This is a genomic window from Pedobacter miscanthi (assembly GCF_003315595.1).
In the GTDB taxonomy this organism is placed as follows: Bacteria; Bacteroidota; Bacteroidia; order Sphingobacteriales; family Sphingobacteriaceae; genus Pedobacter; species Pedobacter miscanthi.
Genome location: NZ_QNQU01000008.1, coordinates 117,963 through 143,430 on the forward strand (window position 1 = coordinate 117,963; position 25,468 = coordinate 143,430).

General features: G+C 38.7%; 23 protein-coding genes and 1 other RNA gene. 9 read left to right on the forward strand and 15 right to left on the reverse strand.

From position 1 onward, the window contains the following. The first annotated feature begins 72 nt into the window (after positions 1-72). Entirely contained in the window at positions 73-951 is an 879-nt protein-coding gene (locus tag DRW42_RS10840) for a polyphosphate kinase 2 family protein (protein ID WP_113948849.1), read from the forward strand. On the opposite strand, the gene rnpB is transcribed toward DRW42_RS10840, so the two are convergent. The 9 genes from rnpB to DRW42_RS10885 form a co-directional block, all read right to left on the reverse strand. Further along, an RNA gene (gene rnpB, locus DRW42_RS10845) (RNase P RNA component class A) lies at positions 951-1,347 on the reverse strand. The genes DRW42_RS10840 and rnpB overlap by 1 nt on opposite strands. 170 nt (positions 1,348-1,517) lie before the next feature. Continuing rightward, positions 1,518-1,940, reverse strand: coding sequence for a c-type cytochrome (locus DRW42_RS10850; RefSeq protein WP_113948850.1), 423 nt, complete (start codon positions 1,938-1,940; stop codon positions 1,518-1,520). A 167-nt stretch (positions 1,941-2,107) separates the two neighbouring features. Beyond that, positions 2,108-2,758, reverse strand: a complete 651-nt coding sequence (locus tag DRW42_RS10855) for an SCO family protein (RefSeq protein WP_113948851.1) — start codon at positions 2,756-2,758, stop codon at positions 2,108-2,110. Positions 2,759-2,958: 200 nt separating this feature from the next. Beyond that, positions 2,959-3,219, reverse strand: coding sequence for a YHS domain-containing protein (locus DRW42_RS10860; RefSeq protein ID WP_113948852.1), 261 nt, complete (start codon positions 3,217-3,219; stop codon positions 2,959-2,961). A 114-nt stretch (positions 3,220-3,333) separates the two neighbouring features. After that, the gene (locus DRW42_RS10865) at positions 3,334-3,765 is read right to left on the reverse strand and encodes a hypothetical protein (protein ID WP_113948853.1); all 432 of its coding nucleotides are present in this window, start codon (positions 3,763-3,765) and stop codon (positions 3,334-3,336) included. A gap of 11 nt (positions 3,766-3,776) precedes the next feature. Then, complete coding sequence (locus DRW42_RS10870) at positions 3,777-4,754, reverse strand: transporter family protein (protein WP_113948854.1); 978 nt, start codon at positions 4,752-4,754, stop codon at positions 3,777-3,779. Then, positions 4,717-5,754, reverse strand: coding sequence for a cytochrome-c peroxidase (locus tag DRW42_RS10875; protein ID WP_244215245.1), 1,038 nt, complete (start codon positions 5,752-5,754; stop codon positions 4,717-4,719). Before DRW42_RS10875 ends, DRW42_RS10870 begins: the two co-directional genes overlap by 38 nt. Then, positions 5,754-6,524, reverse strand: a complete 771-nt coding sequence (locus DRW42_RS10880) for an MbnP family protein (RefSeq protein ID WP_113948855.1) — start codon at positions 6,522-6,524, stop codon at positions 5,754-5,756. Before DRW42_RS10880 ends, DRW42_RS10875 begins: the two co-directional genes overlap by 1 nt. A 239-nt stretch (positions 6,525-6,763) precedes the next feature. Beyond that, positions 6,764-7,048: a hypothetical protein gene (locus tag DRW42_RS10885; RefSeq protein WP_158544323.1), complete on the reverse strand. Its 285-nt coding sequence runs from the start codon at positions 7,046-7,048 to the stop codon at positions 6,764-6,766. Between the two features lie 397 nt (positions 7,049-7,445). Here DRW42_RS10885 and DRW42_RS10890 point away from each other — a divergent pair, with 397 nt between their 5' ends. Then, positions 7,446-8,177 carry a hypothetical protein gene (locus DRW42_RS10890; protein WP_147243724.1) on the forward strand — a complete coding sequence of 244 codons (732 nt, stop codon included), beginning with the start codon at positions 7,446-7,448 and terminating at the stop codon, positions 8,175-8,177. 171 nt (positions 8,178-8,348) lie between these two features. Here the strand turns inward: DRW42_RS10890 and DRW42_RS10895 are convergent, their stop codons facing one another. After that, positions 8,349-10,085 carry a phospho-sugar mutase gene (locus DRW42_RS10895; RefSeq protein WP_113948858.1) on the reverse strand — a complete coding sequence of 579 codons (1,737 nt, stop codon included), beginning with the start codon at positions 10,083-10,085 and terminating at the stop codon, positions 8,349-8,351. Positions 10,086-10,346: 261 nt separating this feature from the next. Between DRW42_RS10895 and DRW42_RS10905 the strand changes: the two genes are divergently transcribed. Genes DRW42_RS10905 through DRW42_RS10915 form a run of 3 tightly spaced genes read left to right on the forward strand, consistent with a single transcriptional unit; the run spans position 10,347 to position 12,137 of the window. Then, entirely contained in the window at positions 10,347-11,660 is a 1,314-nt protein-coding gene (locus DRW42_RS10905) for an aspartate kinase (protein WP_113948860.1), read from the forward strand. Between the two features lie 19 nt (positions 11,661-11,679). Continuing rightward, positions 11,680-11,886 carry a 2-oxoisovalerate dehydrogenase gene (locus DRW42_RS10910; protein ID WP_113948861.1) on the forward strand — a complete coding sequence of 69 codons (207 nt, stop codon included), beginning with the start codon at positions 11,680-11,682 and terminating at the stop codon, positions 11,884-11,886. 17 nt (positions 11,887-11,903) lie between these two features. Beyond that, on the forward strand, positions 11,904-12,137 hold the full coding sequence (locus tag DRW42_RS10915; protein ID WP_113948862.1) for a type II toxin-antitoxin system HicA family toxin: 234 nt from the start codon (positions 11,904-11,906) through the stop codon (positions 12,135-12,137). 2 nt (positions 12,138-12,139) lie between these two features. Here DRW42_RS10915 and DRW42_RS28760 read toward each other — a convergent pair whose 3' ends face one another. After that, on the reverse strand, positions 12,140-12,304 hold the full coding sequence (locus DRW42_RS28760; RefSeq protein ID WP_158544324.1) for a hypothetical protein: 165 nt from the start codon (positions 12,302-12,304) through the stop codon (positions 12,140-12,142). 165 nt (positions 12,305-12,469) lie between these two features. On the opposite strand from DRW42_RS28760, the gene lysA reads away from it, so the two are divergent. Beyond that, entirely contained in the window at positions 12,470-13,642 is a 1,173-nt protein-coding gene (lysA, locus tag DRW42_RS10920) for a diaminopimelate decarboxylase (protein WP_113948863.1), read from the forward strand. A gap of 140 nt (positions 13,643-13,782) precedes the next feature. Here lysA and DRW42_RS10925 read toward each other — a convergent pair whose 3' ends face one another. The 4 genes from DRW42_RS10925 to DRW42_RS10940 are packed head-to-tail and all read right to left on the reverse strand — an operon-like array spanning position 13,783 to position 19,681. Beyond that, complete coding sequence (locus tag DRW42_RS10925) at positions 13,783-14,478, reverse strand: ABC transporter ATP-binding protein (protein ID WP_113948864.1); 696 nt, start codon at positions 14,476-14,478, stop codon at positions 13,783-13,785. Between the two features lie 54 nt (positions 14,479-14,532). After that, entirely contained in the window at positions 14,533-16,788 is a 2,256-nt protein-coding gene (locus DRW42_RS10930; protein WP_113948865.1) for a TonB-dependent siderophore receptor, read from the reverse strand. Positions 16,789-16,824: 36 nt separating this feature from the next. Next, on the reverse strand, positions 16,825-18,249 hold the full coding sequence (locus DRW42_RS10935) for a DUF3526 domain-containing protein (RefSeq protein ID WP_113948866.1): 1,425 nt from the start codon (positions 18,247-18,249) through the stop codon (positions 16,825-16,827). Then, positions 18,236-19,681, reverse strand: a complete 1,446-nt coding sequence (locus tag DRW42_RS10940) for a DUF3526 domain-containing protein (RefSeq protein WP_113948867.1) — start codon at positions 19,679-19,681, stop codon at positions 18,236-18,238. The genes DRW42_RS10935 and DRW42_RS10940 overlap by 14 nt, the downstream gene beginning before the upstream one ends. Positions 19,682-19,769: 88 nt before the next feature. On the opposite strand from DRW42_RS10940, the gene DRW42_RS10945 reads away from it, so the two are divergent. The 3 genes from DRW42_RS10945 to DRW42_RS10955 are packed head-to-tail and all read left to right on the forward strand — an operon-like array spanning position 19,770 to position 25,467. After that, entirely contained in the window at positions 19,770-21,971 is a 2,202-nt protein-coding gene (locus DRW42_RS10945; protein ID WP_113948868.1) for a peptidase domain-containing ABC transporter, read from the forward strand. Positions 21,972-21,983: 12 nt separating this feature from the next. Further along, the gene (locus DRW42_RS10950; protein ID WP_113948869.1) at positions 21,984-24,626 is read left to right on the forward strand and encodes a lantibiotic dehydratase; all 2,643 of its coding nucleotides are present in this window, start codon (positions 21,984-21,986) and stop codon (positions 24,624-24,626) included. A 7-nt stretch (positions 24,627-24,633) separates the two neighbouring features. Further along, positions 24,634-25,467, forward strand: coding sequence for a thiopeptide-type bacteriocin biosynthesis protein (locus tag DRW42_RS10955; protein ID WP_158544325.1), 834 nt, complete (start codon positions 24,634-24,636; stop codon positions 25,465-25,467). Position 25,468 lies beyond the last annotated feature (1 nt).

A 25,468-nucleotide genomic window follows, 5' to 3' on the forward strand; every position in this document is an offset into this window, starting at 1 on the left:
TTTAATTTACTTATTTTTTAGTTCTATATTTAAATTGTTAACGCATTGCTTTACCTAAAAGAATTTACAAGTATGAAGAACGAATTTAAAGGCTTAATTGTACAGGGAGATAAGAAATTTTCATTAAAAAACCATAAAACGGACTTTACCGGAGGGTATAATAAGCAAAAAGCGAAAGATGCACTTGTAAATTCGAAAATAGAACTGAACCATCTTCAGGAGAAATTATATGCTTCCGGAAAACATTCGGTACTGATAATTTTTCAGGCGATGGATGCTGCCGGCAAGGATAGTGCTATAGAACATGTAATGAGTGGTTTAAATCCGCAGGGGTGCCAGGTTTACAGCTTTAAAGTGCCCACTTCTGAAGAATATGAACATGATTTTTTATGGAGACATTATAAAGCCCTTCCCGAGCGTGGCCGGATTGGGATTCATAACCGTTCGCATTACGAAAATGTACTGGTTTGTAAGGTTCATCCCGAATATATACTGAGCGAAAACATTCCGGGTTTTGCCGACGTAAAAAAAATCAATAAGAACTTCTGGCAGCAACGTTATAAAAGCATTAAAAATTTTGAGGAGCATTTAACCGCCAACGGAACTGTTATTTTGAAATTCTTTTTGAACGTAAGCAGGGATGAACAGAAACAGCGCTTTTTGGATAGGATAGAAGATCCTGCCAAAAACTGGAAATTCTCTTCGGGCGACATCAAAGAAAGGGCTTTATGGGATAAATATATGGATGCCTACGAACATGCCATTAATGAAACCAGTACGGCGGATGCACCGTGGCACATCATTCCGGCAGACAAAAAATGGTTTGCCCGTTTAGCGATTAGCGAGATTATTACCGACAAACTGAAAAGTCTGGATCTTAAATTTCCTGTTTTGGGTGAAGAGGAGGTGGCCAAACTCGGCGAAACGAAGAATATCCTGTTAAGTGAATAAAAAAATGCAGGTCTGTAAGCCGGGTTCTGTTTCCTGATTGCTCAGGCTTCTATCATTTATCCACTATAAACGTTGCCGTTTATCTCTAACGACCTACCCACTAACATCGGACGGGCAGCCCTTTATCCCGATGTGAAATCGGGACGTTAGCCTATTTGGTCTTTCAACTCCCGGGGTTTACAAACCACTGCAGTCGCCTGCAATGCTCGTGCGCTCTTACCACACGTTTTCACCCTTACCACAACATAAAGCCGGGGCGGTATATTTTCTGCTGCACTAATCCGTGGCCCAGGTTTTCATTCCTGAACCCCTTTCCGTTAGAAAGCGGGATGCCCTGCGTTGCCCGGACTTTCCTCTCTCCCGATAAATCGGAACAGCGATAGAACAACCTGCATTTTGCGCAAAGATGGGGTTTTTTGATCAGAAAGATACAATTGATGATTAAATTTCTCGAAAGTTGCCGTCATTTCGAGCGGAGTGCAACGAAGTCGAGAAATCTATCTCGAGATAGATCTCTCCGCTCCACTGCGTTCCGGTCGAGATGACGAGTTTTTTTAATAACGGATTTACTTACAATTCTGCAAATCTTTCGAAACCTTTGTGTAAGGCACAAAACCCTGCTTGTTCCCGAATGAATTGGTTACAAAAACCATTACCTGCGCTACATCAATATCAGCCAGTTCGGGAAAAGCAGGCATTTTTTCCTTGTATTCTTTTCCATGAATGACCAAAGTTTCGTTCGCACCATTTTTGATAAAACAGGCCAAACGCGTTTTATTTGCTTTTAGAAAAACGGAATCGGTTAGGGGTGGCGCAAGCTGACCTAAACCTTCACCATTTTCGCCGTGGCAGTTCTGGCATTTAGCTTTATAAATGTCTTTACCGTTCGACATGTAATTTTGAAGATCGATCGTCTCCTGGTTCTGGCAAGAAACAATAATGGTGATAATTGAAAGAAAAAAGATAGAATTAATGATGTAATTGCGCATGTATGTCTGTTAGTTTTTTACCACAGATAAGCACAGATGGACACAGATTTTAGTTATTTATCTATGTTCATCCTCTATATCTGTGGTTAAAATATTGTTTATGTAATGCCGGAAGTATGAAATAAAATAGCATTATTCCATGTTAATCCGTGCCTCCGTGGCTGATCTTACTTTTTATACTCCGCCAATAAAACAGGAATATCTTTTTTCAATTGTTCTACCTGGTCTTCTTTAGTGCCATCATAAGCGCCACGGATACGCCTGTCTTTATCGATTAATACGAGGTAACCCTGGTGAATATAACCATCTTTAGCAGTACTGTCTTCACCAACAGCTACTAAATAGTTCTTTTCGGCCAAGGTATAAACACTATCTTTTGTGCCATAAAGAAATTGCCATTTGGGGCCATCAACGCCTAATTTTTGAGCATATTTCTTTAAAACATGAGGTTTGTCGTATTTAAAATCGATGGTATGCGATACGAACATCACATCAGGGTTGGTTTTAAAATCGTTATAAATCGTCATTAAATTGCGGTGCATGGTTGGGCAGATGGTGGTGCAGGAAGTGAAGAAGAAATCGGCTACATAAATCTTTCCATCAGTTGCTTTATTGGTGGTTACTACGCTATCCTGATTCAGGAAAGACCAATCTGGAATGGTTTGGTAAACGGTATCGATTTTTTCTGCACCGGCGGCATCTTTAACGGTTTCGGCATGGCGTTCGCCATAAAAAGGAAGTTTTCGTTCTTGTTTGCAAGCGGTAAATATGGAAATGGCCAGCAGGGATGTTGCCAGATAAGCTGTGATTTTATTCATGATTTTAATTTAAAAATGTAAATATACGAGGTAATTCTTTGGGGAGATATCGTCATGCTGAATTTATTTTATTAGCTTTTTTGATGTTTTTAAAAGTCTAATATCTACTTCGTGGTCAGCATCTATCTAGCATGATTGACCCTGAAATAAATTTAGGGTGACGACTGGCGCTCCTCCTACATGGACTTCGGTCTTCCGACCTATTTCTTCACGTACTTTGCCGGTTCTGCCAAAAACTTCTGCTTACAGCTTTCCGAACAAAAATTATAAGTGATTTTATTATAAACTGTGGTTTTAGAAGTGTTTGCCTTAATTTTCATTTTACAAACGGGATCTATTATTACCTTTTTTGCTGAATCGATTGGGTTTGTTATTGTTCTGCCAACTATGGTGTTTGCATTCGATTTTAAAGCTATTATTGCTGCTCCAATTAGAATTGTAGCTAAAATTATTTTTTTCATTTTGAATTTTCTTTTAAGTCCGAAGTCGGCCGTCCGAAGACCGAAGTTTAGATGATTAGAGGTATGCTTCTAAACCTCCGACTTCGGTCTTCGGACCTCTGACTATCTAACTATTTATTTTACTTGGTATACCTTAATTAACGAATCCGATTCTCTTGTAACCTTAATATAAGCGTCTTCCACGGCCCTGATTTTAACCATTTCTGCTTTATAATAATCAAGATCTTCCTGTTCGGTTTTTCCTTTAAAATCATCTTTGAAGAAATGCATCCAATCCATCATTTTTTCATCGGCAGCGTTTAACCTGTTGATTAAATCGCTAATTTTTTGTTTTTGCTGAGTGGAATCTGTTGCCATTTTAACCTGATCAGAAATCAATATCTTATCGAGTTTCATTTTATTCTTCACTACTTTTTCTCCATCAATCATGAGTTTATCATGGATATTAAGCACCTCTTTGCGTACTGCTTTCGAGTCAGGTTCTGTTTTACACGCGAAAAATAAAAGCGTTATCAAACTGAATATTGTAATGTTTAATCTGTTCATATAATTATGATTTAAAAATTATAGGTAATTCCAACATAAACCTTACCGGCGCTCATTGGGTGGTCGGTTTTTGCTTCCCAGATATTTTTCTGAATACCGGCATTCAAAGCTATATTTTTATAAAAAACATCCACGCCTGCACCGCCCATCAGGTTATTCATCACATGTTCACCGGTTTTCTGACCTTTGTATTTTTCTCCTGCAGAATATTCGTAAAAGAATTGTGCTGATGGCATTAGCTGCACATCCTTGCCGATACTTTGCTTGTAAAAAATATTCAGGAAACTGGTGGTGCTGTTGGCAATGCCTTCATCGCGGCTATTGGTGCCGTTAACTTTATAAGAGGTATTTAAACTTGCCCCAAATTTGCCCAGGCCAACCATATAGTTCAGGTATACAAAACCGTCAGTGCTGCCGGTTCCAGCCTGCATTAGGGAAGAATAGCGGATGCCAGCAGTATTTTTGAAATCGTTTTTCCCGGTAGGTAATTTTATGCCTGCACCGGCAATCAATTGCTGTTTAAAGTTATCTTCGAGTTTTTGGACAAGGTGATAGCCTGCATACAGATTGATATCGCCTACACCAGAAATAGACGAAGTATAGCCATTATAACGGTCACTGTTCGAAACATAAGGCAAAATGGCATTGATTTCGATTTTACTGTTGATAAAATACTTTCCCCTGATTTCTAAAGAACGGTATAATTCATAATCTCCTGGATTACCTGCGTGATTAGTAATAGGCGAATCCTGACTCCGCGCGGGTATAAAGAAATTTCCTCCATTAGGAAACAGCGAGTGCGATTGACCTTCGTAACCATTAAAAGAACGGTAACGGTATAAAAGACTGATACTATTACGGTTATAATAAGGGGTAATGCCCATAAAACAACCGCAGATATCGCAGGCAAAAGCCTGACTGCTCATAACTACGAAAACCAGAATTAATAGTTTACGACTCGCTGTATAATGTATTTTTGATAAATTCATTGTCTGTTAATGTTTTTAAAAATGCTTTGATCTGCTCTTTTTCCGTTGAGCTTAACGGGATGCCGTTTTTTAACTGAGGATCGAGATTGGCTGAGGATTTAACGCCAGAATTATAGTGTTCCAAAACCTCGTCTAAACTATAAAAGCGGCCATCGTGCATGTAGGGACTGGTATATTCGATGTTGCGCAAGGTAGGTACACGGAATTTGCCAAAATCTGAAGATACACCTGTTATGTGAGAACGACCTTCGTCTGTACTTACCAGATCCAATCCGTTGCTCCGGTACGAAAAATCGGTAAAAAATGGCTCTGCATGGCAGGAGCTACATTTTTCTTTAAAAAGATTGTATCCAGCCAGTTCTGCTGCACTGAAAGAAATGCCACCTTCTTTGCGCGTTACCTTATCGTATTTAGAATTGCCCGAAACCAATACTGCTGTAAATTGCGTAATTGACTTTAAAATAAGCTGAGAATTGATTTCGGTTGAGCCAAAAGCCTGTTTAAATAAATCTGGATAAGGTGCTGTACTTTTCAGGAATGCAACAATGGTTTCTATATCCGTCCCCATTTCGCAGGCATCGGTAATCGCATTAAGTGGCGAAGTTTCGATGTTTTTTACACCACCATCCCAAAAAAAAGCTTTTTGCCAGGCCAGGTTAACAAGGGGAGGTGTATTCCGCTTTCCCTGACAGTTGTTTACACCGTGGCTCACTTTATGATCGAGTTGTGTAAAAGCGGCAAATTGCTGGTGGCAGCTTCCGCACGAAACGCTTTTATCGGCCGATAACCGGGCTTCATAAAATAATTTCTTGCCTAGTGCAAAACCTGCATTGGTTAATTTATTGTCTTCGAAATTGTATGCCGGAGCAGGAAAGTTAGCCGGAATAGAAAAGGTAATCTTCTTTTCTTCGGGTGTTATTTCATCTTCATTTTTGCTACAGGCATACATCATCGCAGTGCTTAATAAAAGCACTGCGATAACGGTTATTTTCCTCAACATTAGTTATGGATATGATCTAAACGGAATAAACCATTTGTATAGTTGTTGGCTACAATTACAGAGTTTGCACCACCCATAGTGAAATTTAGCGAGGCAAAGCTGATATCCGTTTTACCTGTAAATAATGCAGCTGCGTTAACAATAAAGTGCATATTCGGTTTGCCATCGGTGCGTACGCGGAGCGGATTTGCCGAATTAATTTCCGTAGCAAATGTTCTGATGGTGTTATTTGGATCGGTAACACCGCCAATATGGAAGGTAAGCTTGTTGCCTGTATCTGTTGATTGTGGTGAAGTTCCTTCGAGCTTAACAAAGATGTAACCACTGTTCCAGGTCCAGAACATACCGTTTATAGGATCTAAAGCGCCGGTTTGTGCACCAGCAAAGTTACGGGCGTAATCTACACCAATGGTGTATTCGATTTTAGTATAATCGCCCGTAGGAACGTCTTTTAAGGTAATGTTTGTCGATTCAGCTTTCGAAGCATCAATTAAAAAATAGCTTTCCGGTATCAGGTAAGTGGTTCCGTCAGCTTTGCTTAACTTGATGTTACTTACATAATATTTAAAGATGTTGATTTTAAAATCTTCGCCTTTTGCATTTTTATAAGTAGTGGTATTTAAAACCAGCGGACTTCCGTTTACCTGGTTTTCGAACTCGATGGAAAAGGTAGATTTAGCATCAGGGGTAACTTCTTCGGTGCTTTTTTTGCATGAAGATAATAGTATAATAGGACATACTAATGCCAATAAGTATTGTGATAATTTCATTTTAAGAAAATTGAATAAGTAAAAAATAATTTGTTGTTAGCCTACGCTTGGCCGTCATTTCGAGCGGAACGCAGTGTGGTCGAGAAATCTATTTTAATAGATCTCTCTCCCGGATATTCGGGACTGTGCTTCAGTCGAGATGACGACTGTTTTTATGAAAGTGATTCTTCGCTGTGCTCCGCATGGCAAATAGCCAAACAGTGCAGTAGCCATACTAACACATAAAAACTAAGAATTACTTAAACCGTTTTCGGCGGATGAAAAATAGAAATTGAAAGATCTTTAACCGGTTTTTCGATATAAAGATTTTCTGAAGTGATGATAAAATAAGGAATCTGATGATTTAAAGCTACCGTCTGAAATCTGGGTTCAGCTTCAGTAACTCTCTTTAGGTTTTCCTGCGCCTGTTTATTTTTACCTTCGAGGTCTTTTAGTTTTTTGGCCAGGAAACACTGTCCATCGCAATGCAGTTCAGGATGTTCTTTATTGATACAAAATACACTGGTAATGTATTCTTTGTTCATTTTATAACCCGAATAAATGACCAATTGCATAAAACCGTTGCTAACGGTGCATGTGATGATAAGATATATAAGGATTTTTTTGAACATGGTATTGCGCTGCAAAAGTATTAAAGAAATTGATTGCAGCAAAGAAAAAATGAATTTGATGGTTGTACAATGTTTTTTGCCACGGATTCACGGAGGTCACGGAATACTTTCTTATGCATTCTTAGCTATAACTTCTCTGTGCTATCTGTGTCTCCGTGGCAAATAAAAAGGATATGGCAAAACGAAAGGTCTTAGCGCGACGCTAAGACCAGAAATAGATCTGTGATTAAAAACTCCGTGCCTACAAATTACCTGTATTTTTAGTTTAAAATAAATTTTACTTATCTTGCCCTACACAAAAATGAAACCTATGAAATTACTTAAAACTATCGCGATGATGATGGTACTGTCATCATGCGCCAAAAAAGAGATGCCAGATGTACCGCCTACGTTTAATGATCCCAATTGGACCAGAATCGAAATTGCAGATGGGAAAGAAGCCCATGCCATTTACGGAAATATTGATGATACGCTAATGGTATCAACCCTTACCGAAATCTACCAAACTACCAATAAGGGCAAAACGTGGCAAAGAACAAAGGTAAATCATCAACCTATCTACGGTTTTTTATCAGTTAAGGATACGGTTTTCGCATTGCAGGCCAATAGCCTTAAAAACAAAGACAATCAATTGCTTGCCACATTTAGTCAGTTTTTTACACTCGATAAAGGATTTACCTGGAAAAGATGTACTCAATATAATGTTTCTGAAGAAAGATCGCAGGAATTTGCAACGATTGCTCTGGATAATCAGGTGAAAATTAAACTAAAAGAAAATTTAGAACCCATTAATGGTAATCCGGATCATAATTATATCTTAAAACGTGATATTGAAATTTTCGAACATGGATTTTCAAAGATACTTCCTGTTCCTTTTGATAACCAAATCACCAATCTACATGTAGATGAGATGGGAAGATTGTATGTCTCAGCCACGCAGAGTATCCACGATAAAAAAACAGGAAAGTCTGTTTCATCTGAAAAAAATCAACCTGCTATTATTTATATTTCTAAGAAAAACGTAAAGGAGTTAATTAATTAATAATCGCAAATCCTCCGTGCTAATCCGTGCCTCCGTGGCAAATAAAATAAGATGTAGCAAAACAAATGAGTGATGGCACTAAACAAAAAACACAGATGAAGCTCATTCATCTGTGTTTATCTTTTTTATCTCCCGAATTGTCGGGATAAATTGTGGTATCAGTGATTAAAACTATGCCTGCAAATCAGCCATTACTGCTTTAATCTTTTCTCCAAGTTGTGCATTAACCGCATCAAAATCCTTTCTATCGGCTAAAGGTGCATTAACACTGCAATAGAACTTAATTTTTGGTTCTGTACCACTCGGACGGGCCGAAACAATACTTCCATCTTCGGTAATAAACTGTAAAACATCAGAAGTTGGGTAGTCTAATTTGGTTACTTTGCCTGTTGCTAAATCAGTTTCCTGGCTTAGTTCGTAATCTTTCAGTACCGAAACTTTCGATCCGCCTAATGATGCAGGCGGATTTTCCCTGAATTTAACCATCATGGCCTTAATTTCTTCGGCACCTGATTTACCTTTTTTGGTTAATGAAACTAAATCTTCTTTATAAAGGCCATATTCTACATACATATCTAATAAGGCGTTGTATAAACTTGCACCTTTATCTTTGTAGTAAGCTGTCATTTCAGAGATGAACGCCGCAGAAACCACTGCATCCTTATCACGTACCAGATCACCGATCAGGTAGCCATAACTTTCTTCACCACCACCAATAAAATATTTTTTACCTTCCAGTTCTGTCATTAACTGACCGATGTACTTAAATCCTGTTAAAGTATTATAATAGGTTACATTTTTCTTTTTGGCAATTTCTTCGATCAGGTTAGAAGTAACAATGGTTTTTACAATGAACTGGTTGCCATCTAATTTGCCGCTGTCTTGCCAGGCCGACAATAAATAATTGATCAATAAACTACCGGTTTGGTTACCATTAAGCAAAACCCATTCTCCATCATTGTCTTTAACCGCAATACCTACACGGTCGGCATCAGGATCTGTGGCCAATACTAAATCAGCATCAATTTCCTTTGCTTTATTCATGGCAAGGGTTAAAGCTTCTTTTTCTTCAGGGTTAGGATAAACTACTGTTGGGAAATTTCCATCTGGTGTGCTTTGCTCTTCAACAATGGTTACATTTGTAAAACCAAACTGTTCTAAAGCTTTAGGAACTAAGGTAATTCCCGTACCATGTATAGGAGAGTACACAATTTTTAGATCGTGCTGTCTCTTTATGGCTTCCGGAGAAATAGAAAGTGCAGTGATGCCATCTAAATACAATTTATCAACATCTTCGCCGATTAATTGAATGTTTGCCTCAACACGGTCAAATTTAACTTCGTCGATGCTTTTAATTTTATTTACTTCATCAATTACCAGTTTGTCATCAGGAGAGGTAAACTGACCACCATCAGCACCATAAGCTTTGTAACCGTTGTATTCTTTAGGGTTATGCGATGCCGTTAACATCACACCGCTTTTGCAACCAAAATGACGTACTGCGAAAGATAATTCAGGTGTTGGCCTTAAAGCAGAAAAGAAATAAACTTTAATGCCGTTGGCAGAGAAAACATCTGCAGTAATTTTTGCAAAATAATCAGAATTATTGCGGCTATCGTGTGCAATGGCTACGCGGATTTCTTCGCCAGGATATTTATTGTTCAGGTAATTTGCTAACCCCTGGGTAGCGGTACCAATGGTATATTTGTTGATACGGTTAGAGCCTGCGCCCATAATACCACGTAAACCACCCGTTCCAAATTCTAAACTTCTGTAAAATGCATCGGTTAATTCGGTGGTTGCATCTTTATCTACAAGGGCTTGTATTTCTGCCTTGGTATTTTCATCATAATTTCCACTTAGCCACTGATTGATTGTAGCTTGTGTTGATTGGTCAATTGCCTGCATTGAGCTGTTTTTTTAATTTAATATCTGGTGTTGAACAAATTTTAACGGATGATGTTTGGTTAAAAACCATTTATTTCAATCCATCCAAATTTTATTTTGTTGAGGGTGTTGCTTTTAAGCTGCTTTTGCTTATTTTCACGCCCCGATACAATAATAAAGAAAATCCAGTATTAATGGTGGGCGATTGTAACTTTTTTAAAATAGTTGTAAAACTTGCAGCGTTACCGTCGTTTCATCCCGGATAAAAACCAATTGATTAAGATGAAAATATTAAAATTTGGGGGTACTTCTGTAGGTAGTCCCGAGCGCATGACGAAATTGTTGGATATCATTAATCCAAATGAAGAGCAGATTGTAGTTTTATCAGCCGTGTCTGGTACTACAAATAGTTTAGTGGAAATTGCAAATCATTTTTTAGCTGGGGATAAGAAGAAGGGAAGCGAGTGCGTCGAAAATCTATATCAAAAATATAAAACTTTTGTTGTTGAATTATTGCCTGCTGCCGAGTTTCAGGAGCAGGGAAATGAAGTAATCGATTATCATTTTGGCTTTTTGGCCGGATTGGCAAACGATATTTTTACTTCAATTGAAGAAAAAGTGGTATTAGCTCAAGGCGAGTTATTATCTACAACTTTATATCACATTTATCTGAAATCTATCGGCGTACCATCAGTATTGTTGCCGGCGCTGGATTTTATGAAAACAGATGAGGATAATGAACCTGATATCCCTTTTACCACCAAACATTTAACACCGTTACTGGAACAACATAAAGACAATAAATTATTCATTACGCAAGGATACATCTGCAGAAACAGTTTTGGCGAAGTAGATAACCTGCGCCGTGGCGGTAGCGATTATACTGCATCTCTTTTAGGTGCAGCAATTCTGGCCGAAGAAGTTCAAATCTGGACGGATATCGACGGGATGCATAATAACGATCCACGTATTGTTAAAGGCACTAAACCAATTGCGCAGTTATCATTCGACGAAGCAGCCGAGCTGGCTTATTTCGGTGCGAAGATTCTGCATCCGCAATCGGTTTTCCCGGCACAGAAATACAAAATCCCGGTCCGCTTGCTAAATACTATGGAACCTTCTGCAGCTGGTACTTTGATTACGCATGATAGCGAAAGGGGTAAAATTAAATCGATTGCCGCTAAAGATGGCATTACGGCTATCCGTATCCAATCGAGCAGGATGTTGTTGGCTTATGGTTTCTTACGCCGAGTTTTTGAGGTTTTCGAACGTTACAAAACTCCAATCGATATGATTACCACTTCTGAGGTTGCCGTATCGTTAACCATTGATGAAACAGCGCATTTACCGCAGATTATCGAGGAACTGGAAAGTTTTGGGACGGTTGAAGTGGATACCGATCATAGCATTGTTTGTGTGGTAGGCGACTTTGGTTCAGAAAAACATGGTTTTGCCAGCAGGGTTTTAGAAGGGTTAAAACACATCCCAATCCGTATGATTTCTTACGGTGGAAGTAACTATAACGTTTCGCTTTTGATTTTAAGCGAGTATAAAACTGAAGCTTTAAGAAGTTTACACAATAGATTATTCGAATAAAAAATCTTATATTAGCATTATGAATGAGGTGTTTTTTTTGGTAGAAGAAAGTTTAGAAGGGGGCTATGTAGCCAAAGCCTTAGGTGAATCTATTTTTACTGAGGCAGAGAGTATGGATGAATTGAGAATCAATATCAAAGAGGCCGTACTTTGTCATTTTGATGAAGATAAGCTGCCAAAAATTATCCGAATTCATTCTGTTAAAGAGGAACTTTTGACTGTGTAAAAGTTGTTTCCTTTTTTATGAAAACACCGCGTGATCTATCTGCTACAGATTTAATCAAGATACTGAAGAAATTTGGTTATGAGGTTACCCGTCAGAAAGGAAGTCATCTTCGGTTATCGATTACCGTTGGAGAAATAACACATCATGTTACCATTCCCAACCACAATCCTTTAAAATTAGGAACATTATTATCAATAGTTAACGATGTAAGTGATTTTTTAAAAATCCCAAAAACTGAAATTTTAAAGTAAAATTATTCGAATAAGAGGAAAAAAGCACCGATAGCTACCAGCAAGCCGATTAGGAAATGAAAAGCCAGAAAGCTTGCCGGTAGCAATCCGTTTTTATGTTTTTTGTAAGAGTTATATAACCCTGCAGAAAGAATAAGGATGATAAATACGGCTGCTGCTATCTTCATTTTTTGATAAATAAAAGGAAAAGTACAATAAAGAGCAACACGATAAAAAACCGGATTTTTCCGTTGTACTGTTTCTGGGTAATTCTTCCGTGCTTTAAATCCAGGTAGTTACCCAAATAAATTAGCCCAAAGAATAAAATTAAAATTATAATAAGGAATCTGAACATGTTCGCCGATAAAGATATATCAAAGTTTAACAATATTGAAACGCCTTTTTACTACTATGATACCGATTTGTTGCAAAAAACCTTGCGCACCTGTGCAGATGCAGCAGCTCCGTATCAATTTCATATCCACTATGCCCTAAAGGCAAATTTCAATGCTGTGCTGTTAAACCAGATCAAAGAAATTGGTTTTGGTGCCGATTGTGTGAGCGCAGGAGAGGTAAGAAGAGCTGTTGAGGTTGGTTTCGACAACAAAAAAATAGTTTTTGCCGGGGTAGGTAAATCTGATAAAGAAATAAACGAGGCCCTTGATCTTGATATTTTCTGCTTTAACGTAGAATCTATCCAGGAACTGGAAGTCCTAAATGAACTTGCCGCCAAAAAAGGCAAAACCGCACAGGTAGCCATCCGCATTAACCCAAATGTTGATGCACATACCCACCACAACATTACCACAGGTTTAGATGAAAATAAATTCGGAATTAACTCATGGGACCTACCAGAATGTGCCGAAACTTTAAAAGCTTCGCCTAACCTAAAATTTATCGGTATCCACTTCCATATCGGTTCGCAGATTACCAATCTGGATGTTTATAAAAACCTTTGCGTACGTGTTAACGAATTTGCAGCCTGGTTTGAAGATAAAGGTTTTAATCTTCAGGTATTAAACGTTGGTGGCGGTTTAGGAATCGATTATTACAATCCTGATCACCAGATTCCTGATTTCGAATCATACTTTAAGATTTTTAACGAATTTTTAACCGTTAAACCTGGTCAGGAAGTACATTTCGAATTGGGCAGGGCTTTAGTGGGCCAATCTGCTTCATTGATTACTCGGGTGCTCTACATCAAAAACGGTAAAAAGAAAAACTTTGTGGTTTTAGATGCCGGTATGACCGAATTAATGCGTCCGGCTTTATATCAGGCGTATCATAAAATAGAGAATTTAAGTCGGAAGTCCGAAGTCGGAAGTCCGGAGTCAACAGCCGTAAAATATGATATAGTAGGACCAATCTGTGAAAGTACCGACTGTTTTGGCAAAGAAGTAGAGCAACCTGAATCGTTCAGGGGTGATATCTTTGCCATCCGCAGTGCCGGCGCTTATGGAGAGGTAATGGCTTCGAAATACAATTTAAGAGATGCTATAAGATCGGTTTATAGTTACGAGATATAATTGATCTTTCAGAAACCGTCATCTCGACCGCAACGCAGTGAAGCGGAGAGATCTATCTCGAAATAGATCTCTCGACTACGTTACACTCCGCTCGAGATGACGTTTTTTTATTGTAAGTGTATCTCAATGACGGCTTTTGTTTAAATCGTCTCTAAATACAATTTCTGTAAATCAACAGCCGAAATATCCTTCGCATCCAAAGTATGCACAAGTTCTCCCTGCCGCATAATCCCAATCCTTGTACCCACATTTACTGCATTAAAAATATCGTGCGTGGCCATAAAAATACTCCGGCCATCCTGCGAAAGCTGTTTTACAATTTCACTAAACTCATCAGTAGCTTTAGGGTCGAGGCCGCTTGTGGGCTCATCCATTAAAATTACCCTGGCATTTTTAGCTACAGCGATGGCAATCCCAACTTTTTGGCGCATGCCTTTGCTGTAACTGCCCACTCTTTTGTAAAAAGCTTCAGGTTGCAAACCTGCCTGCAATAAAAATGCTTCAAGCTCATCTTTTTTATAGGCGTATCCTGCGATACGGCTAAAAAAATCGAGGTTTTCTATACTGCTTAAATGACCATAAAGCATCACCACTTCGGGGATGTAGGCCAAAAACTGCTTCGTTTGCTCGTTATTTGGGCTAACCACCAGGCCATTTACCTTTGCCTCGCCGCTACTGGCAGCAGTAAAACCAAGAAAAAGGTTGATGGTAGTGGTTTTGCCGGCGCCGTTTTGCCCCAGCAAACAAAATACTTCTCCGGCTTCTACCTTTAAATTCAGGTTATTCAGGGCAACATGCTCCTGATATTTTTTGGTTAATCCGATTGCTTCTAACATATACGAATAGAATAAATGTGCGGTCTGATTATCGCTAAACAGACCGCTTAAAAATTAAAATTTTACACCCAAAGAAAGTCTGATGGTAAAAGGCTCGCCCTCGATAAAGAAGTAATTGTTGCCTGCATAAGGGAAATCGGTGGTAATATCTCCCGAAGCCATATAACGTTTATTGGTTAAATTATCGGCAATTAATCTCAACATGTATTTGGGATTGCTGAAACTTAAGCCAGCATCAAATTTGGTGTAATTGGGTAAATAAGTATCGCGCTGACTAATGGCCGAAAGTTTGGTAATGGTGGTTTGACCTGCGCTGATCGAAATTTTGTTATAACCTTTTAGTGGGATACTATACTGCAACCAGGTATTAAAAATCTGTTGAGGCACATCAGGCATTTTTTGCCCCACAATCGATGGATCATCCGCTGTAGGGTTCAGGTTATTATCTTTAGTAACTTTGGCATCTACATAAGTATAATTGGTGATCAGTGACAGGCGATCGGTAATATTCCCGATTACATCCACTTCAAAACCATTGCTTACTACCTCTCCCAACTGCAGGTAATAGGCAATTGCACCTCCGGCAGCCGAGTAACTCCTAAAATCCCTCGCTGCAACATTTCTTTTTACCGAATGGAAAGCATTTACAGTGGTTAATAAACGGCCATTAAACCAATTCTTTTTAAGACCGAGCTCAAGATTATTCCCCAATTCTGGTTCAACAGGTTTTGATGCGGTAACGGTTTTTTGTCCGGCCTGTGGACCATCCACGGTTTCAGTAACTACCTGGCCGGTTTTAGGTACAAATGATTGATCAAAGAGGAAATAAATAGAAGAGGTGGAGTCAGGCATAAAACTTAGCGCAGCACGCGGCGAAAATGCATGTTGTTTATAATAATCAGGCGTACGCGGGCCTTTCGTTGTGGTTAAAATATTGCGGTTGCGGTAATCGGTATAACGTGCACCAACGGTTAGTAAAAACTTATCGAGCGTAATATTATCATAAACATAAGCTGCAGAATAGTGGATGTGGTTTTCTTGTCTGATTGATCTTTTGGTAATATTTACTGCATTCGGATCTACATAAAAATTAGCGTTATTCCGATCAAATGGGGTAGAAATGGTGCCATAATAGGTAGATAATGAGTCGTTACCCGTGGTATAATCACTTCCGACCAACAAAGTATGTTTAAATGGGCCTATTTTAAATTTTCCCGATAAAAACAGGTTGGTATTGTAGGTTTCGCCCAACAGGTTCGAGTTGCTGGCAATGCGGTTGGTTTTACCCTGGTCGTTAAAACTGATCGATGTTCTGTTATTTGCAGATACCATATACCATTGATTGGCCGGCGACTTCACAAAATTGGATTGGGAAGTTAGCTGCCAGTTTTCGTTAAATTTATGAACAGCACTAAATCTGAATGTATGCGTTTGCGAAACACTCAGAGGCAAACCAATGCCCGCGCTGAAATTTAAGCTGATGGGATCCTGCAGTACATCTTTATCCTGACGTAATTTATTAATTGATGATCCGTTTTTAACCTCTCCGCGAATGTAATTGTATTCGGCAATCAGGTAAGTGCATGGACTGAAATTGTATTGTAACACCGGTGCAATTACATATTTGGTGGTTTTCATGTAGTTGAGATACGAATCCTGATGCTGGAAAGCCGTATTGAAACGGTAAGAAAAGCCCTTGCTTTTTAAAGCGCTCCCAATATCTGCAGTAGCACGGAAAAGATTATAATTGCCGCCGGTAACCTGTACATTAAGTAGTTTTTCTTTTGGCGATTTCGTTACAATATTCAATGTTCCCCCGGGTTCGCCTAAAGCACTTATAAAACCTGCCGGACCTTTAATAAACTCAAGGTTTTCGATTATAGATTCATCATCCAGTGTAGCACCCAAAACCAATCGATTCGGCATCCCGTTTATGGTGGTAGCGGCATTAAATCCCCTCACTTTTATCGATGCCGAATTATCAAAGGGAGAACTATTATAACCGAAATATACGCCACTGGCATTCCGGGCCATATCTTTTAACTGTAATCCGCCTTGTTGTTGTATCAGGGCAGAAGATATGCTGATGATATTCTGCGGCATCTGCAACAAAGGAACTTGCATCCTTAAGGTATTCGACAAAGTATCCTTTTTAAGTTTAATGGCTTTCTGTCCATCAATCCGTACTTCGTTAAGCTGCCGTATTTTTGCAGTTGAATCCTGTGATGTTCTGTTCCGCTTCTCGTGTTGTGCAAAAACCTGTTGTACGGAAATAAATAGAAGTAAAATTAAGTAAAGAGTTTTCTTCATTTTTTTGTGTGATTGATATGTATGTTATCGTTTATATTAAATTTTAACTGTGATCTTTTTGGAAAGGAAAATGATGCAGAAACTGATACCCAAGAGATATAAAATACCCCCAATAATATTCTGGTTTTTGTTTTTTATTGATTTAAGTTTAAATTGAGATAAATTTCTTAAGTCGTTTAAGCTTAGTTTTTTATCTGATATAATATAACCTGACATAAAATCAACCCATGTTTTTTGAAAAGCATTTACCTGCTCCTGGTAAGAAAGGTAATCGTTAAGGCCTGTTCCGGCTATTTCATTTAATAAGTATTGTGTTTTAGTTGCCGGATTGATCCAGTTTAATCCAGACATTGCTTTATTTTGTGCTGCCGGATATTGATTGTAGTGCTCGATGCTCCGCGTCATACGTCTGCCCAAAAGATCGTAATAAGCCGCAAAACGTTTATTGCTGGTTTCGCTTGTGTCTGTAGCTTCCCTTAAATGCTTGTATTTTGGGTTATTCAGGTAAAAAGTATCAATCAATAATTTACGTGGCATCGCCCAAACCGCCTCACTATTTTCCCTTAACGCTACAGCAGCATCGGTTTTTAAGGGAATAGGATAATATAACCGCACAATTGTATTGCATAAAGCAGGTAATAAGATCAACAGGCCACACCATAAGCCCAAAAGATACAGAGCACTGTGCACTGAACTTTTGCCTAGCCTGATAATGAAAAAGGTAATGGCAAACCAGAAGAAAATATAAGCGCTGGCGCCCATCAGCCATAATATAGCGGCGGTAAGATCAAATGGGATGAGTGCGGCTGAACATATAAATCCGATGATACTCAACAGCCACACCATTAAACCAATTAAAAGAAATCGGAAAGTAAGTTTGTAGCCAATAATCTTCCCGAAATAAATTCCTTGTAGCGATAATAGCTTATCGGTTTGTTGCTCTTTCTCTTTCGACCAGGTATTGTAGGTTAATGCAATAGCCAATACCGGTATGAGGTAGATCACTACATAAGCCAGGTCAAAATTACCGGATGCCAGCATTTCTGGATTGGAGATTTCGGCATTAGCACCCTGCACAAAATTGCGTCTTCGGGTAATCACATCATAATAAGGTTGTATATCGCGCTGTCCGATTGATAAAATGCTAATTGATTGTGGTTTATGAATGGCATTTAAAGGATTTTTGTATTCGATTACAGAAGGAATACCAGCCTGATGAAATAGGGTTTTACCTGCGGCAGTAGTGGTATCTGCTGAAAAACCGGCTTCTAATTCCTTGTACTTTTTTTGATATCCACTTTCCAGACTGTCGATAGCTGCTAACTGCTTTTTTGTAAAATGATAACCGTAGTAAATGCTGTAGATCCCGGTCAGGAAGAAAAAACCGATCAGTAAAAGGATGAATTTTTGCCTTGCGAGCAATCGGAGTTCAAATAGAAAAATGGTTTTAAACAGCTGCATAATGAAGGGCTAAATAACGTGAAGCAATAAATTGAAGAAATAATACAAGGATCAAAATCCAGCCTAAGAGGGATAAAAAAGCGGTAATTCTTAAGTTTAACACTTGTTTAAGCGCAGGTAACCGATACTCAAAATCTTTAAGCTGGCTAAAATATTTTGGTCCAACGATGTATTCACCTTTAACAGCCTTACCATGCATGGCCAATTGCATGTTCAGTTGCCTGATGAGTTGGTTGCGATAAGTTTGAGCCTGTTTAAAAAAATGTTCGTGATGGTAAAAATCTGATCCTGCCAAAGCCATCGCTAAACGTTTGGTGGATACGAAAGGATCAAAAATACCTGCGATGCTGAGAAACTGCTGTTGCTGATCAAAGCTCTTTTCAACTGATTTAAAGTAATGATTAAAAGCCATGGTGCGGTAATCTTCATTGTATTGGAGCGTTAAGCCATCAACATTAAAGGGCAGCGCAGATGTACTATCTACATGATATTTTTTTAATAAACTATTGATATAGCGCTCACCACGAACGGCATAAGGATCGTTTCCATCAATGCCTTTCCGATAACCCTGCTCAACCAGATCGCTAAAAGTAGCACGCGACATTAACGGATAGCTGCGGTTTGCAACGCCTGTAATTGCTTTAGGGAAAATGATCCCGGTAAAAATCCAGAGGCATAGCGCCGTTAATAATGCCTTTCCAGAATGGCTACTGATTGCCGAAATCAGGGTGCCTGCCAGTGTGACAAGCAAGAAATACAATAAAAAAGTTATCATGATCCATCCAAATCTGGGTAGAAGCAGAGCAGAATCGGTTGAACATAAAACCGCTATAGTTATTAATATAAAAGCAGGCAGCACAATGGTTACAATGAGCAGGTAATTTGCCCAAATCTTTGCCCAGATAAGCTTCCGGCTGCTTAAACCTTGTGCCAAAAGCATTTTAAGCGTACCACTTTCTTTTTCACTGGTAATACTGGTAGAAGTATTGAATAACAGAAATAAGGGAATAAGCAATTGTAAAATCAGGGCAAAGGTGAGTTTTCCGAAACGCATGGCTGCATCGTTGTTCTCAGCTTCGCTATCGCTCATTTCATGCTGTATATGTGCTTCTATCTGATAGGTGTTACCCGTATAATCATTTATGCCCGTGTCAAAAACGTTGAGCAGGTTAACTGGTTTAAACAGGTAGGTGCCAAAATGGCCTGCATCATGTGGGTTACGCTGCTGATGTTCCCATTGCTGTCTGAAAAGCGCATTTGCAGCCAAACGCTGTTTATGACTGGTTTGGTAGTTTAAAATTGTGCACACTGTAGCGGCAATGAAGAGCAACCATATCGTGATGGCCGAAATCAGAACCGTTTTATTACGGTAATTCAGCAATAATTCTTTTTTGATCAGCATCTGCCTGGAGGCAAAACCCTTTTTATCCATCTGAAAATTTTGGTTTTTTAATGCATCAAAGTTGCATTATATTTTACATATTTGCAACTACATTGCATTTACTAATTTTCTTTTGTCCATGTTTAAAGATTTTATCCGTAGAAATAAGTACCCGTTTTATAAGCAGCCCGATGCGATGGATTGTGGCCCCGTATGTTTAAAAATGGTGGCGGCTTATCATGGTAAAAATCTTTCGATGCAGCATTTGAGGAAATTGTGCCGGATCGGCAAACAGGGTACAACCATGTTCGATTTAATCGATGCTGCTGATAATCTTGGATTTAAAACCCTTGCCGTAGAATTGCCTTTTAGTAAACTTGCCAATGTTCCGATGCCTTGCATATTACATTGGCAGAAAGAACATTATGTTGTGCTTTATGAAGTAAATGATCAATATGTATATTTGGCCGATCCAGCTTTAAACAGTAAGATTAAACTTAATATTGAGGATTTTTTGGCTGGCTGGGCAATCAATAGAGAAAAGAAATCAGGCAGGGTTTTATTGTTGCAGCCCGGTCAGGCTTTTATTGATTTAAAGGAAATCCCCGAACATAAAACCTCACTATGGTCTTTATTGCCTTATCTTAAAATGCACCGAAAAGGTTGGCTGCCGGTATTGGTGAGTTTAATGCTGGCCAGTGGTTTTTCACTTATTATTCCACTGCTTACCCAAATGGTGGTTGATAAAGGCATCAGTGCAAAGAATACCAACCTGCTTTTATTAATCTGTTTAGGTCAGTTAATGCTCTTTTCGGGCCGGATGCTGATGGATTTTATGCGGGCGAGGATCTTGTTCCGCATTGGTGCCAGAACGAGTATCATTATGCTGAAAGATTTTCTGGCAAAACTGATGAAACTGCCTTTTTCTTTTTTTGATAACCGCCAGGCAGGCGACAATATGCAACGCGTAAACGATAACCAGCGGATAGAAGAGTTTTTAACCAATTTTCTGATTAATTTTATCCTTTCGGCCATTACTTTATTGGTACTTGGCGGGGTATTATTTTATTATAACTGGCAAATATTCCTGCTTTTCATCATTGGGGCAGGCATTAGTATCATCTGGTCTAACTCTTTTCAACAGAAACGTAAAATCATCGATCAAAAAAAGTTTAAGGTGCTTTCTGCCAATCAGCAATTGCTTTTGGAGATTTTTTATGCCATGCAGGAAATCAAACTCACAGGTAGCGAAGAGGATAAAAAAGAACTTTGGGAAAGTTTGCAGGATCAGTCGTTCGACCTGAAACTCGAAGCACTTCAGCTCGATCAGCGTATGCAGGGAGTTGGTTCTTTTATCAACGAGGTTAAAAATGTACTCATTACTTATGCTGCGGCCATGCTGGTGATTAACGATCAGATTACGCTTGGTGGAATGCTGGCTGTTACTTATGTATGTGGACAGCTTAATGCGCCGGTTAATCAGCTGGTCGAATTTTCGAGGGTATCACAAAACACCAAATTCAGTTTGATGCGGATGGACGAAGTACAGCAGGAAGAAGAAGAGGATCTGGAAATAAAAGAAGAACTAAAAGATTCGGGACCCGTTGATATTTCGCTAAGTAAGGTTTCTTTTCAGTATGGAAGCAGGCATTCTCCTTTTGTTTTAAAGGATATCGACCTGTTAATTCCAGCCCGAAAAGTTACCGCAATTGTGGGCATGAGCGGTAGTGGTAAAACAACGCTCATCAAACTCTTATTGAAATTTTACGGGCTAACCGATGGTGAAATCAGTCTCGGTGGTCAAAATATCAGCCAGGTTAATGCGAAGTCATGGCGGAAACATTGTGGTGTGGTGATGCAGGACGGCTATGTGTTTATGGATTCTATCGCCAATAATATTTTTGCCGGTGCTGAGGTAAAAGACTTCGATCGGCTTTATGAGGCTGCTAAAATGGCCAATATGCACGAATTTTTCTCGTCGATGCCTTTTGGTTACGATACTGTGGTTGGCAGGGATGGTTACGGACTCAGCGAAGGACAAAAACAGCGTCTGTTAATCGCCAGGATGATTTACCGAAATCCTGATTATGTGTTTCTGGATGAAGCAACCAATGCCCTCGATGCGCAGAACGAACGATCAATTGTAAATAATCTGAATACTTTTTTTAAAGGCAAAACGGTACTCATTGTAGCCCATAGGCTGAGTACTGTTAAACATGCCGATCAGATTGTGGTGCTGCATCAGGGTGAAATCCGGGAGCAGGGTACCCACGAAAGTTTGCTCCTTAAAAAAGGCAGCTATTACAACCTGATCAAAAATCAACTTGAACTGGGCAAATAAATATCTATCAATATGAGCTTACAGATTTTTCCTTATTCATTGGTGCGTTATACCGGATTACACCATCAACATTTCGACAATTTGAAGTTAAAAGAAACCGAACATTTGCTTAAATCTTTAGAAAAGCACATTAATGAAAAAGAACAGTTAAAAAATAACTTTTGCGAGGCACTATATCCCATCATCACTCAGCAGCAGGATGATAAAGTAAGACAGCAGTTAATTAACATTAAAAGACAGGTATTCAATGATAAAAAGATCAATAATGAGCATATTGTTCACTTACCCGAAAGCATAAGAAATGACTTGAGAAGTTATCTTGATAAAGCAGGAGAGTTGGCGTTTTTCCTTGATGAAAATGCGAAAAAATTCGAGGAGGTACAAAATCTTCAGCGTAAATATTTGCAACAATTGGCGCTAAATCCTGAATTGCAGAATGGACTTTTATTATCCAGTCCTTTACTTTACGAACAGCTAAACAGTTTCGTTAAAAAAGATAGCAAAAACTTTAAACAAAAGGAGCAACGCATTCTATTCAGTTTGTTGAGATACCTCAGCAGAATGGCTTTTAAAACTTCGCCATTTAGCAGTTTTACCTATACGGGTCTAATGACTTTGGATCAGGGAGATTCGTTTGAGCGCCCGGGAACTGTTCCTCAGGTAAAAAGCCGGTTAAAATTAAACAACACCTTATTCGAATATCTTAAAGCCATTATCAAAAAACACCCCTTATTAAATGAGCATTTGTTGGTTAAACTGAATTTAACTGCAAAAATTAAGAACGATAAGATCTGTTTTTTGAGCAATTATAATAATATAGAATCTTTTCAGCAGATCAATGCAAATGGTTTGCAATTGCTTGTTTATGAGTATTTTAATAGTGGTCGCGATTTGGTTACCCTGGAAAAATTAATTCATTATTGTGCCGGATATTTGGAGAATGGCGAGTACGAAAGCATAAAAATTTACCTGATTAAGTTGATGGAGGCGGGAATGCTCGAAATGAACCTGGGATTTTCAGGAATGGATGAGCAATGGGATGATAAACTGTTGGTTTTTCTTACGGCCTTAAAAGACAAAGAACCTTCAGTTTTACCAATTATTTCGCTTTTTGAACACTTGAAAAATTATGGGGTGGAATATCAATTGGCTGGTCCTCTTGCTAGGTATCATATTCTTCAGAAAGCGGAGAAGGAGCTAAATGCCGTTTTTGCGATATTACAGCAAGAAGCCGGACTTCCTTTCTACACCGCTGCATCTGATCAGAAATTGGTGGCCAGGAGTCCTGAAGCAAATACGTTTTTAATAAATAAGTTTATTCCCTATTATTTTTCGGCCAGGCATATTTTTTACGAAGACTGTTTTACTTCAGAAAATTTAGCGCTTCCTGAGCAGCCTGTTAAAGATTTTACATCAAAAACAGATGAATTGATAGGGTATTTGCTTCCACTTGATGTAATGAGGAAAGAACGCGAAAAAATGCTTGATTTCTTTTTGCAGCATTATCCAAATGATGAAGCCGTAGCTTTAACTACTTTTTATAAAGACTATTATTTTCACGTTAAAAAGCCCGAAAAAGAGGGTAAATTACAGGAAGAAGCTGATTTTTTAGCCCTCAGTCATTGGAAAGTCGCTGTTTTATCAAAACTTGCTCAATTAAATGATGCCAATGAAGCGCTGCTGCAATTTAATTCTGATTTTTTCGCAGATCTGCCAAATAGTGAGTCTTTAGCGCATAAATCGTCATTGGGCATTTTTGTGCAGTTTTCTGATCATAAAGATGGATTTTCGGGGGTGATCAATGCGCTTTTGCCTGGTATGGGTAAGGTAAGCGGGAGGTTTTTATCATTATTTGATGAAAAGGTTAAGAAAAGTTTTGTTCAGCATAACGAAAAGCTTTTTCCCGATCAGATTAAAGTAGAGCTTAATGATGCCTCAACATTTAATGCTAACATTCATCCACCACTTCTGGCGCATGAACTAGAGCTTCCCGGCGGAAATAATATCTATCCATTAGCTCAACGATTTAATATCCGCAACTTACAGGTTCGGTATAATAAAAAAAAGAAAGTTCTTACATTACATGCTGGCGATTCAGAATTGTTTAGTTACGATTTAAGTTTGGAGTCTTTTTATAACCGCTCTAATCTTTACCAGCTACTTGCACATTTCAATCCGGATGCCCGTGTATCGTTACAGCCCTTTATTCAATTGGTTGATCAGTTTTATATAGATAAACACCCTGTTCGGGCGCCGGATATATTTGTGCTACCGAGGATTGTTTATGCCGAAAATGTGATCATCAGGCGTAAAACATGGCGGATCAAAACCGAAATTATCCCTGTTCAGGGGCCTGCTGAGTCAGACTTCACTTATTTTATCAGGTTAAATAACTGGCTTGGTAGGAATAAAATACCAACAGCATTTTTTATTTTTCTGCGAAAACGTGCCTATCAGGCAAAGTCAGATGGAAAACGGGAGGGCCTGCACGATGATTATAAACCACAATATCTTTCTTTTGATAGTCCTTTGCTAGTAGGGATGTTCAAAAAACTCCTTTTAAGAGCAGGAGAATATATCACTCTAGAAGAGGTTTTCCCAAAACCTGATGAGCATACGGTGCGCGAATACCTCATCCAATGGTACAATAACTGATCGGCTGATGAAGAAACAAGAAGAAAAATGGTTGTCGTTGTATATTTTTTATCAAGAAAATGCCGACGAAATTTTAAAACAGGTTGTACATCCTTTTATCCGGCAATGGCATAATCCCTGGTTTTTTATCCGCTATTGGGAAGGCGGAGATCATATCCGTTTAAGGTTAAAAACTCCAAAAATTGAGCACGATGAGATCATTAAGAGGTTAAAATTAGGAAATACAGGTATTAAATCTCTTCAAATCGCTCAATATGAACCGGAAATCGACCGCTATGGAAATCGCGAAAGTATAAAATGGGCTGAGCAATATTTTGAATGCTCTTCTAACTATGTATTGAATTGGATTACTAAAAAAGAAATAAATCAACAGCCTGCCATTCAGGCGATAAAATTACACCTGGCTTTATTGCATACTTTAAAATGGGAAAAAGAAGCGTTAACAGAGTTGTGTAATTTCTTTTTAGAAGGCTGGCTGCCAAAGTTGTACAATCCGACTGATCCAGGAGAAGAACAACGCATTTTTTGGTTAAACCAGTTTGAACAAGTTTTTGCATCTCAGAAAAACCAGACAGCTCTGGCCGCATATCATTTTTGGCAGGAGCTTAACCAAGGTATTGCGGAAGATAATTTAATGGATTATTTATCAAACACTAATCAAGTGATACGCTTGTATCAAAATGCTGGTTTCAAAAAAGATATATTATTCCAGGTAATCTCCAGCTTTATGCACATGAACAATAACCGTTTGGGCATTTCTAACTATGAAGAGGCCTACATTATGCACGTTATGATAGCCTGTTTGCAAGTTATACATGAAAATTCTATCCAGCGATCCTGAA